The organism is Paenibacillus tianmuensis, assembly GCF_900100345.1.
Lineage (GTDB): Bacteria > Bacillota > Bacilli > Paenibacillales > NBRC-103111 > Paenibacillus_G > Paenibacillus_G tianmuensis.
Map to the genome: position 1 here is coordinate 18,318 of NZ_FMTT01000061.1, position 10,612 is coordinate 28,929.

The following is a 10,612-nucleotide window of genomic DNA, read 5'->3' on the forward strand; positions in this document are numbered from 1 at the left end:
TCACTCCTTACTTTTGTGTACGCTTAATCTCCTCTAATGCCTGTTGAAACTCATCTGTAATCTCATAAAGCCAAAACTTTTGATGCTTATCGATGGTTAAGGCGCGAGTGATGTACCGGATATGTTTGTCCTGCAATTTCCGCATCATCTGCCCATCGTAGCAGTAAAAATAGTTCATATTGATTTCTTATCTCCCATAAATTTTTTGGAATATAAATTATAGATACTCCTCATTCCGCTCTACCGGCTGACAAGCCGGATCAGATTAACATTTCATATCAACTACACATGTTATAGAAGCGTTAGTGGTATTCACGATTGTCTTAATCGTGATCTGCGACCCCAAGAAATTATCCAACATGGTATCGCCTTTTTTTCGAGCGATACTGAGTCCTTCAGCGACACCAAGCCATCCATGATCATCAAATATGGTGTACGTGTTATCGACAATCTTTTCGGCCACTATTTTCGGCTCCCACGGTTTCTTTTCACTGCTCAGCAATGTCACTTCGTAATCGATGAGATCGACCAACGCTCGATCCTGCTTCTTGAGATATTTCTCAGGGATACTCATGTCTTTGCCTTCGGGGAATTCCAACGCATAGGCTTCATGTTTAGTTACCGCACAATAATATTCACCTAACCATTCAAAAGCATTCGAATCATCACGGTTTGCGGATTGAATGTACAATTTGTCCAAGTCTTCATAGTTCAACTGGATATTTTGCAAAATACCTTCGCTGGCAACAACCCAACAGAATGAATAGTTTTGATTCTCATTCTTCGCTTTCGAGTCCACGTAGGTCATTCTGACGGAAGCCGTAGCAAGCAGGGAGGGGCAATCACAAATTTGCCCGGCTTGTTCCCTGGTCTCCTTGAATAACTCAGCAAACTTCTCATCGATTTCTTTCCGTAATCGTTTATGTTTTTCGTCGCTGGAATATTGATTCAGGCTCAGCTTCTGTTTCGTTAGGGTTCTATTTTTTTGCAGGAATGAAGCATAAGTGTCCTGCAACGCAGCGATGGTTTGATCCACATAGGTTGTATCCAGATTAGGGTTCTGAAAAAAACGATAAATATTTTCAAACTTATGTCTCTGGACTTTACGATCTGTTTCTTCAATCATGATCCTGTGTATATACTTTTTGAACTTCGCCATCACATGTGAAAAGCTATCCAGAGCAGAGGTATGCTTCTTATCTTTGTTGTAGTCGTTACCGTCCTTAAATTTCATGAATTGCGGTTTCCATTTTCCAAATTGATACTGAATTACATCAGGAATGACCACTTTGTCGAACAGTCCGGATTTGGAAGCATCAATACAAAGCGCTTGTAAATGTTTCATGATGGCAATCGGCAGTTTGTATTTGACTAAGTCCTGTTCCGAGTTAGCTATATTTTCGATTGTTGTATTTATATCCGTTATTTTGCCTGTCTTGTCCTCTGAGCGAATAATAAAATCGATGATGTTTCGTTTTGTCCATTCCTCTGATTCGGCTGTTGATTTATCTGCATCGTTAATTTGAACAAGAGAATTGATGACATAATCCCGAAGGGTAACGCTGCTTTGGGATGGAAACCGTTCATTAAAATATAGCTTCAGCCGTTCATTGAACAATTCGAGCCTATTGTTACCGTAATCTTCGCTACCGGTATCTTGAACGATATCATTGTAATTTTGCATATATTCAATGGAGGTATCCGCCCAATTCGTATCCGTATCCAGCACTAACAATTCATCACCATCGCGGTCTGCGCCTCCAAGACGATCTGGTTCCGTGCCGAGAGGGAGCTGGACAATATTAGTGAGGTGACGAATGAATTCAACATCTTCGTTCTCATAATCTACGAATGTAGTCCGAGTTAATTCGCTAAACGACATAATCGGATTTCGGGCCAAAATTCGCTGGCCTTTTATGCTGCCGCCGCAATAGCATTGCTTTGGACCAAGAAAACCTGTATACATCCATTCGTTTTTATCTTCTGCCGCGGCATAGGAAAGGAAGGCTAAAATATCTTGCGTTACATAGAGATACTTGGCTTTCAGATAAAATTTCCCCAAACACATTTCATCGATTTTATGATCGATCACGTCTTTGATCGTTTGCATCACCTTATGGTCGAAGACAAGCTTTTTGTTCAGGTGAATGGCTTTAACGGCATCACTGCAATTTTTGCCCAGGTTGTTATCCGAATTCTCTTTGAAAACCTGATTCAGAAAGGCTTCAACATAAGCGATATCATTCCAGTCCGTTTCCTCTTTGCGGTAGATGCTTAAGGTTCGATGAATCATATCCCCGAGCACATTAGAAAAGCAAAATATATCTTGTAAGCGAACATTTAGCGCTAACAACAACTGATAAGAAGATTTTCTATACGTTTCATGAACAGGCTTGGCAACATTCGAAATACCGATAACATCGTAACCATAATCAAGAAGCTTGGACTTGTAATCTGAGATAGAAGGGAAGAGCCAGCGTTTATCTTCTGATGCGTCAGGCTTTTTTCCCACCACTTCCAGCTTGGCTTTGAACGTAGACTCCGTGGCCAGAATGTCGATTTTTTCGGTTTCATGCCATTCATTGAAAATATCTTTAATTTTGTTGACTCGGTGTTTACGAAAATATCGTCGGAAATCAACACATGGGAAAAATCCTTTTATCGAAGGCAGTCTTAACTGATAACCGGTTATGGGAAAGTCGGATTGTAAAAATTGTTCCATCCGCTGGCCGAGTTCTTTACAAACCAACCCCATGCCATCGAAAACATTTTCCATTACTTTATGGGCTTTCACTTCTGCTAGTTGTAACCCTGTAGACCACTCGGTAATGGGAAATTCTTTTTCCTCATAAGGCTCCGTTTGCTCAAACGTCCATACTGGGACATGGGTGCCATCTTTTTTGGTTACTTTCCATTGAGGATCGATGAGTGCATCTAATCGTACTCGTCTGCCTTCTTTCCTCCATTGACCGACCGTTTTATATTTTTTGTCTCTGCTATTTGGCGCGATGGGAAGCTCGATTTCTTTTTCTTTGACTTTTCCTAAAATCATCAGACGCTGTTTGTCATATTCTTTTTCCGTAGCAATGAAGGCTTGAAGTTCAGCAAACCTACTCTCTTCTTCAGGAGAACGATGATATGGTTTGATCATCTCCACATCTTCAATGACAGGCACTTCTTTATCTGGGATGATGCAAATTGTCAGCTCCTTCATATCCACAGGGAAAAGGTATACATCTGTTGTAGTTAACGCATTACGAGTAAGGTTCTTGGATACCGTACATTTCGTGGGTTCTGTCCCCAAAGAAATATGGCGTTTTAACTGGTCAACGTATTTGTCCCAAATGAAAATTTGCCGACATTCTTTATTTTGAGAGCTTGATAAAACATTGTCCAAAAACACAAATTTTTGAACTGATATATTATTTCCCTTGGAGTCGTGATAATTTGCTGTAAAACCTTCATTCAGAAGTTTGGATAGCTTTTCATTTGTTTTGGCTGAACGATCTCGACCAGTTTCAATCGTTATAATAGGAAGGACGTTCTTCTTGATTTTTATAGGAGTTCCGCTTATCGATTTCACGAGTGAGCCATCTTTATTTGTCTGATACTCGATGATGGGTTCGTACTTACGCTTCATAATTTTCTCGTTTAAGATGTAGTACATGAGTGTTTCCGTTGCGAGGGTAGCTGATTCTAAGTTGTAATCCAACGAAAATGTCGTTCCATCCGATTTAATATGATCAAGACTATATTGCCAAATGTAGTACTGCCGTTTCTTAATCAAATTGATCTGCCCTCCAAAGTTAAAAGTGAAAGATGATAAAACGCCGAATAAATTGCTTGTTTAGGTTAGGAATGAATCTGTCCATTTTGATCTTAATTTACGATCATCCCTTATGGGGCAAGAGATTTAGGGCGATTTATGTCCCAAATTTTAAAAATAAAATACGGAAAATGTGATAAAACTATTGCGTAATTTACTAATGCGGTATATACTGTGTTTATCTCGGATAGTGGAGTAGGAGTATCACATCCTTATTTGGGAATGAAAAATTGAGCATGCCTAATGTAAAAAAATAGGTATACACTCTTCTAGAGTAACATTTTGGAAGCCACTTGTACAAGAGTGGTTTATTTTAGTTTTTAATACATTTATTAATGACAGAAGATAGACTAACCAAAGACGGAAATATGTCTTAGGTTCTATCTTCTTTTTTTCTACTTTTTTCGACTTCTGTCTTATGAAAAATGTGGTATAATTTTACTATAAATACAATTCGAAAACTAAAACTATAGAGGGAGTTTTATGACATTCCTAGAGAAATGGCTCTATATCATCCGCAACTGTTCGTTTGATAACAGTTATAAAGCAGCATGGGCCAAGGCAATCACCGAAATTGCTGTTGAATATGATTTTCACGAACCAATTGGAAGCACAATAAAAATTGGGCTTGAAGACATTGCTAAGAAGGTAATTAGATACTACTTCGAGCAAACGATCTTTTTTGATTTAAAGCAAAGTCCCAATCCTAATAAACCGCCGAAGATTGTATCCTTAGTGAAGGAGTTAATTACTGAGTACCAGAAAGCAACGCAATGCGCTCAACCTGTTAAATGGTTTCGGTCTAACATTGAGCTAATTTGTGAAACACAGTATGAAAAAACGGTAAAACAAGTGAAAACCGCTTTGAAAGCTGACGTAAGTTACCGCTTTCTGACTGTCGAAGGAAAAACGGTTGATGATATTTACAATTATGAACGGAACGCAGATTTCTTATCTATAGCTACTAATAATATGAAAGAGCTGAAAGGAAATAGTTTAATTGTATTCGACGCGATCAATTACAGATGGTCACAAATGCTTGAAAATTTCAATCATTCGCCGCGCATATGCAAGAAGGTAAAGATTATTGATGAAGATAAAGTCAGGCGTAAACCATTGACTAAATTTTTTCAACTTATTGCTGCAGAAAATCCAGACCATATTTGTTTTCATTGTGGGAATAAAATCATTGATGAGACTCCCGCTATTGACCATGTAATTCCATGGTCGTATTTATATAGCGATGATTTATGGAATCTGGTCTATTCTCACCAAACTTGCAACTCAAGCAAATCAAATGTCATTCCAAGCGAAACAACGATACAGAGATTGGAAGAAAGAAATTCGAAGTTACTCGCCATGCTTATGAATCAGGGACAAAGCAATAAACATGTTTCAGAGCTTGAAATGGCTATTAACAACGGGTTAGTCAGAAAGTTTTGGATCTCATGCCAAGGTTAATCCCGGAAGGAGAACGTAGGATGATCGTTTATAACAAGCTGGTACGTGACAAGATACCGCAGATCATTGAAGCGTCGGGGAAACAAGCTGAAATTAGAGTTTTAGATAGCGCGGAATACATAAAAATGTTGAATAGTAAGCTTCAAGAGGAACTCGATGAATTTATTGAGGCTGGAGAAGCTGAGAAAATAACGGAATTGGCTGATTTGGTTGAGGTTATTTATACCATATTGGAGCATAAGGGGATCAGTATAGAGGAGTTTGAACGAGTAAGGCAGGAGAAGAAAGAGAAGCGCGGTGGATTTGGGGAAAGATTATTGCTTGTTAAAGTTGAGTAACCTTCAAGGTGTTATATGAAAAGAGGATAAACTTTTCCGTTGGAGTGGAATTGGATTTATCTTGCGCAATAAAAGTCTGAATTCATTACATATAAAAACGGGAGCCTTTTTAATAGAGGCTCCGGGTTAATGGGCTAATAGTTAGTGATATTTTTTTCCTTGATATATAACATATCCAACAGGTCTGTGGGTGAAATGGATTACTGGTGATCTATCTGGATTATCTTCTGAGGAATATGCATGACCATGGTCAATGTATTCGCCTTGCAATTCAATCTCTTGTCCCTCAGTAATACCACTTATCGGCTCTGCTAATCCCATATTATCACCATAGCGGACAGCGACAAAAGTATCCGTCTTCATATCAACTAGAGAAGCATCGGCCCCTTTAATGCTAATTAGCTCATTAATCTTTACATCAAAATGTTGGTGCATCGCTCCTCTTCGTTCTTGATCAGGATATACTTTTACAATTGTAGCCTTAACGTGCACAAGTGGAGCATGAAGGGACAATGGATGGAGTTGATGACCATATGAGTCATTGGTGATCGTATGGCCGAAATGGGGGTGTTTTTCCAAATTGTGGTGGTGGCGATTAAGAAGATACTGATGGCTAGACAATTTGAATCCTCCTTAAATGTGTGATGAAGGTAGTTTTGCCAAAAATGTCAAAAATATACGATTATTGAATGAAATTGTTGTGTTCCTAAATGCGATGGAATTAATGGGATAAAAGATTGGTTTTATCGGAATGAGGCGAAATAATTGAAGCCGTTTAGAAAGCGTACAAAAAAAATAATGGTGAATGGTTTTCAATTTCATTGTGTGATTGATGAGCATTTTAGAAATAAGTATGTTTCTTTTCGAGTATATCCATACAACACCAAAACATCATTCTTTGAAGTACACTTCTCCTGGGAGGGGACATGGTTCTTTAATCTTAACTTACCAAGCATTTGCTCAACTCTTATTATGTACGTAATCCAGAATGGTTGGGAGTATACTCAGGAAAAGAAACAATTGGTTATTGAGAACGGAGATTTTCTAATTAAGGAACTTGCATTAGAAGAAAAAAGTGATAATCGATAAAATACTAGTTTCATTATCTGATAAAATGGAGGAGTTCTGAATGAAACATCATGCTGCCTGGGAGAGATTATTTTTAGCGGTAGAATATTTAGCTAGTAGCACTGGTACTCTTCAACAAAGATTAGAGATTGTCTACACTTCTCATCTGATTCCTTTGAGAACAGTCGACTTTCATAGTAATACTGCAAAAGAAGATTTCAGTGACATTATGCTGCCACTACGAGAGAGAAAGATGCAAAACGGCAAGCTTGATTTAAGCGATGAGCAAGCTAAAGAAATCTGTAAAAGAATTGTATCATTATTTAACCGAATCACATTCTTTGAAGATAAAGATTAATCAAATGAAAGAGTTGTTTGATTCAAATCTGAGGAGGGATTCTAAGATGGAAGTCAATCAAAATAACTTGGAAGATATTATTGAGGTATTTCAAGAAACTGATATTGATATGGTCAACAAATACTTAAATCTTGGATGGACACTGCTATCCTTACATACCACTGACTATGGTCACCCAGTAGAACGCCATCAAAACACAGTCTTTACTTTGGGATGGAGTAAGAATAATGGAAACAGTCAAAAACCAATAGGTAAGTATGATGATATTGCCAAAAAGTTTGTTTAAAACCTGAATTTCATACACAATTCTGAAGAATAGAGGGCTGTAATATATGAAATTTTCAAAAGAAGAATTAGAAGACATGGAAAATGCGATTATTATCGATGCGGAAACCAAAAAAGCTTCTTGCCCTCGCTGCGGTACTGAAATACTAAAAAGACAAGAGTTTAATGAGTGCCCAGATAATATGTGTGGATGACGACAATACATGAGGAACAAAAGAACGGGAGAGAAGTATTACGGGTAATAGAATAAATGAATTATTGTAATATCCTTAGTTTCATGAGGTGATATATTGAAATGTCCTGGCTGCAAATCAAAGAAAATAACTTACGCTGGTTACGAAGAAGAATTTGGTGACATGTCGCAGTGTGAAAACTGCGGCGTGGTTTATCCATCTTTCGATTTCATGGTTGAAAAACAGAAAGACAATAAAAACTGACTTTCATCACGAAATGTGGAAATGGCATAAAGACGTTTGCTAAGAATTTAAGAAAAGCTAGGACTAGGAAAGATTTAACTCAAATTCAACTTGCAGAACGTCTTCATGTAAATAATGCAACTATTTCGAAATGGGAATCTAGTAATTATGAACCGAATTTAGAGCAGTTAGTTTCGATCTCAAAAGAGTTGAATGTATCCATTGACTGGTTACTGGGAAATGAAGATAAGTTTGATCAAGCTATTGATGAGTATATATTAAGTGATGATGATTTAACATTAATCAAGCAACTTGCAAGTAGGTTATCCAAATGAAAGTTCACTTTCATGGGAAGGGAATTCATTTAAAGTGAGTGTAGATCAGAATCTTCTGGGAAAGGTACTTGAAAAAGAAGGTAAAATTGATGAAGCGATACTACTTTATGAAGAAAATGTTGAGAAAGGTTTTGATGGTAGCTTCCCGTATGATCGACTGAGTATTATCTACAGAAAACAGGGTAAATTTGCAGATGAGATTCGGATTCTTGAGAAAGCAATTAGTGTTTTTGAAAAAGTAAATAAGCAGAGACCAGACCGAGATCCAAAACTCCATCAATACAAAAAGCGTTTGGAGAAAGCAAAGAAATTGATGGAATGAAAGGTCAATTTGATTGGGAGTTGTTTTTTGTGAAAGTCATATGCAAGAAGGATGTAATTAGTACTGAGAATTCAGGCATTAGAATTCAATATCGTAAAGATCAGATATTTGATGCTAAGATTATTGCGAATGACTTGCTAATAAAAGAAAGGGAAGGTACATATCCATTAGTCGGTGTACGAGGAGATTCGGCTAGTGACTTTAATCTTAAAACTGACCCTAATGGATGGGATGAATGGTTTAATAAGTATCCAATGAAAAATCCATTTTAAAGGAGGAGAGTTGAATTTCGTATGAGAAGAATTATGAAAAAAGCATTTGTATTCAATAAAGAAAGATACTTATTCACTCTTGATACAGAGTTTCTAAAATTGCACTTAAATTGTTATGAAGGTAGTAGCGAAAAGAATGAGAAAGTGGTTCTAACAGATCAAGGTTTAAGAGATAAAATATTCTCACTCATTCATGAAGAAAAAGGTTCGAGCCTAGCTTATAATGCCTTGAGAGATCCAGACAGGATCGATAATAAAGTTCGATTGGAAGTTAACATTCCGTATCCTGAAATGCCAGAATGGGATTCTCTGATTAATACATTACACGAATATGGGTCAGTAGAATATGATGGGGACATAAATTCGTTTATCAATTATCTTGAATATAAAAATTTAAAAGTTGTACATTTTGAGCATAAAAATAAATATCTTTATTTCTTAAGTGGAGATCGTCTAAATGAGTTTATGAATCAGGTAAGAGATGAAGTCAAAATGTTAAATAAATTTATCGACAATATTCAACATCAAGTTGATTATATTAACAGAAAATAGCGGTTTTATAAGTAGGAGGTATTTTTATGAAAAGAGATATGGAATTAGTAATAAGAATTTTGAAAGTTATAGAGGAATATTATACATCACGTTCGTTTTCATTAGGTTTGGAAGATGAAGGTTATGAGGATGTGATTGTTCAATATCATTTAAGGATCATGACTGAAGCTGGTTTAATTATTATTGATGACGTTTCGACATTGGCTGATGGAAAATATTATATTAATGGTATGACATGGTATGGACATGATTTTTTAGATTCTGCTAGAAATGAAAAGGTTTTAACAGCCGCAAAAGAAAAAGCCGAATCCAAGGGTTTTGATTTTAAGAGTTTGCCTATCGATATTATCAAAGAACTTCTTACTGAAGGCGTAAAGAATTTATTGGAATGTAATGTAACGAAATGAAACGATGATTTCATAAGGGGAGAGCATCTTGTCAACCAATTCTTTCGATACTTCATGGCATGTTTCAGTAGCGGCAGAATCAATAACTGCATATCTGTTCGCTCGTGTTGGATATGATGTATCTGTACAATATGGAGCAAATCAGCCGGAATATGACTTAATGATTGCCAAAGGTGATACTGTAATGAAAGTATCTGTAAAAGGGAGTAAAGATGGAGGTTGGGCGCTAACAGCTAAATACAAGAATTCAGAGGTTTCCTATTATGATGCCATTGATTTGTGGCTTGCGAAGCATTCTAAAAAGACGGTGTTTAGTCTTGTCCAATTCATTAATACAGATATTTATGAAATACCAAGAGTTTACTTGGCAACTCCGAATGAGATCGCAAATCTGATGAAGACTGCTAGAAACGGTTTAGGGGATACAGTTTTACGAGAAAACAAAACTTGGACTGGCAATATGTATGTCCCCGATGTTATACCAAAAGATTGGTTGTTTTCTGAGTCTCGAATTATTCAACTTACTAATTCAGTAAAATGACGATTTTCATACAACGATTTACATCATCTTTTGAATGTAATAAAGAAAGGTGTTAGAAATGAGGCGGATTCAAAAAATACTTTCAATTTTATCTTTTTTAGGGCGTGTCTGAAAACTCATGATAGTGGAACTACTTCAACAAAATCATGGCAGAAGCCAAAAAAGCAAAGCTCAAAAAGTTTCGAGAAAGTTTATCGTAGCGTGTTGCGATCCCACGGAATTGTTTGAGTTTGTTGAAAAAACATTCCACAACATGCCGTTCTTTATACTGGTAAAAGTCGCATTCCCAAGGATTTGCCGTATTCGATTTTGGAGGGATGCAGAACGTTGCGTCTTGGGATTCGATATACGTTCGAATGTCATGGGTGCCGTAGGCTTTATCGGCTAAAACAACGCTTCCGGACAGTGTGACGCCAGAGAGGACTTCAACC

General features: G+C 37.0%; 14 protein-coding genes. 11 read left to right on the forward strand and 3 right to left on the reverse strand.

All coding sequences use genetic code 11. The features are described 5' to 3' along the window. Positions 1-265 precede the first annotated feature (265 nt). The gene (locus tag BLO51_RS25930) at positions 266-3,787 is read right to left on the reverse strand and encodes a hypothetical protein (protein WP_090676464.1); all 3,522 of its coding nucleotides are present in this window, start codon (positions 3,785-3,787) and stop codon (positions 266-268) included. A gap of 522 nt (positions 3,788-4,309) precedes the next feature. Here BLO51_RS25930 and BLO51_RS25935 point away from each other — a divergent pair. Beyond that, positions 4,310-5,287, forward strand: a complete 978-nt coding sequence (locus BLO51_RS25935; RefSeq protein ID WP_090676465.1) for an HNH endonuclease — start codon at positions 4,310-4,312, stop codon at positions 5,285-5,287. Positions 5,288-5,307: 20 nt separating this feature from the next. Beyond that, a complete protein-coding gene (locus BLO51_RS25940) occupies positions 5,308-5,625 on the forward strand; it encodes a nucleoside triphosphate pyrophosphohydrolase (RefSeq protein ID WP_090676468.1) in 318 nt (105 codons plus the stop codon). 141 nt (positions 5,626-5,766) lie between these two features. On the opposite strand, the gene BLO51_RS25945 is transcribed toward BLO51_RS25940, so the two are convergent. Further along, on the reverse strand, positions 5,767-6,246 hold the full coding sequence (locus BLO51_RS25945) for a hypothetical protein (protein ID WP_342672479.1): 480 nt from the start codon (positions 6,244-6,246) through the stop codon (positions 5,767-5,769). Positions 6,247-6,754: 508 nt separating this feature from the next. Between BLO51_RS25945 and BLO51_RS25955 the strand changes: the two genes are divergently transcribed. The 9 genes from BLO51_RS25955 (at position 6,755) to BLO51_RS25990 (ending at position 10,181) form a co-directional block, all read left to right on the forward strand. Beyond that, positions 6,755-7,051 carry a hypothetical protein gene (locus BLO51_RS25955; RefSeq protein ID WP_090676475.1) on the forward strand — a complete coding sequence of 99 codons (297 nt, stop codon included), beginning with the start codon at positions 6,755-6,757 and terminating at the stop codon, positions 7,049-7,051. Positions 7,052-7,097: 46 nt separating this feature from the next. Further along, positions 7,098-7,337, forward strand: coding sequence for a hypothetical protein (locus BLO51_RS25960; RefSeq protein ID WP_090676477.1), 240 nt, complete (start codon positions 7,098-7,100; stop codon positions 7,335-7,337). 46 nt (positions 7,338-7,383) lie between these two features. Continuing rightward, a complete protein-coding gene (locus BLO51_RS29495) occupies positions 7,384-7,530 on the forward strand; it encodes a hypothetical protein (protein ID WP_167670338.1) in 147 nt (48 codons plus the stop codon). Positions 7,531-7,799: 269 nt separating this feature from the next. Further along, positions 7,800-8,087 carry a helix-turn-helix domain-containing protein gene (locus BLO51_RS30920; protein WP_281180435.1) on the forward strand — a complete coding sequence of 96 codons (288 nt, stop codon included), beginning with the start codon at positions 7,800-7,802 and terminating at the stop codon, positions 8,085-8,087. A gap of 34 nt (positions 8,088-8,121) precedes the next feature. After that, entirely contained in the window at positions 8,122-8,409 is a 288-nt protein-coding gene (locus tag BLO51_RS25970) for a tetratricopeptide repeat protein (RefSeq protein WP_090676480.1), read from the forward strand. Then, positions 8,406-8,681 (forward strand): hypothetical protein, encoded by a 276-nt coding sequence (locus BLO51_RS25975; protein ID WP_090676484.1) that lies wholly within the window; start codon positions 8,406-8,408, stop codon positions 8,679-8,681. Before BLO51_RS25970 ends, BLO51_RS25975 begins: the two co-directional genes overlap by 4 nt. Before the next feature lie 21 nt (positions 8,682-8,702). Further along, positions 8,703-9,233 carry a hypothetical protein gene (locus tag BLO51_RS25980; protein ID WP_090676486.1) on the forward strand — a complete coding sequence of 177 codons (531 nt, stop codon included), beginning with the start codon at positions 8,703-8,705 and terminating at the stop codon, positions 9,231-9,233. Between the two features lie 26 nt (positions 9,234-9,259). Then, complete coding sequence (locus tag BLO51_RS25985; RefSeq protein ID WP_090676488.1) at positions 9,260-9,640, forward strand: DUF2513 domain-containing protein; 381 nt, start codon at positions 9,260-9,262, stop codon at positions 9,638-9,640. Between the two features lie 28 nt (positions 9,641-9,668). Beyond that, positions 9,669-10,181 (forward strand): hypothetical protein, encoded by a 513-nt coding sequence (locus tag BLO51_RS25990; RefSeq protein WP_090676491.1) that lies wholly within the window; start codon positions 9,669-9,671, stop codon positions 10,179-10,181. 130 nt (positions 10,182-10,311) lie between these two features. Here BLO51_RS25990 and BLO51_RS25995 read toward each other — a convergent pair. Then, positions 10,312-10,612 (reverse strand): transposase (locus BLO51_RS25995; protein ID WP_143006995.1); only part of this gene is annotated, 301 nt, incomplete at its 5' end.

Bases quoted from the DNA above. Each gene is read 5' to 3' on its own strand.
- BLO51_RS25935 (WP_090676465.1), top strand. From the start codon at position 4,310: ATGACATTCCTAGAGAAATGGCTCTATATCATCCGCAACTGTTCGTTT.
- BLO51_RS25940 (WP_090676468.1), top strand. From the start codon at position 5,308: ATGATCGTTTATAACAAGCTGGTACGTGACAAGATACCGCAGATCATT.
- BLO51_RS25955 (WP_090676475.1), top strand. From the start codon at position 6,755: ATGAAACATCATGCTGCCTGGGAGAGATTATTTTTAGCGGTAGAATAT.
- BLO51_RS25960 (WP_090676477.1), top strand. From the start codon at position 7,098: ATGGAAGTCAATCAAAATAACTTGGAAGATATTATTGAGGTATTTCAA.
- BLO51_RS29495 (WP_167670338.1), top strand. From the start codon at position 7,384: ATGAAATTTTCAAAAGAAGAATTAGAAGACATGGAAAATGCGATTATT.
- BLO51_RS25975 (WP_090676484.1), top strand. From the start codon at position 8,406: ATGAAAGGTCAATTTGATTGGGAGTTGTTTTTTGTGAAAGTCATATGC.
- BLO51_RS25980 (WP_090676486.1), top strand. From the start codon at position 8,703: ATGAGAAGAATTATGAAAAAAGCATTTGTATTCAATAAAGAAAGATAC.
- BLO51_RS25985 (WP_090676488.1), top strand. From the start codon at position 9,260: ATGAAAAGAGATATGGAATTAGTAATAAGAATTTTGAAAGTTATAGAG.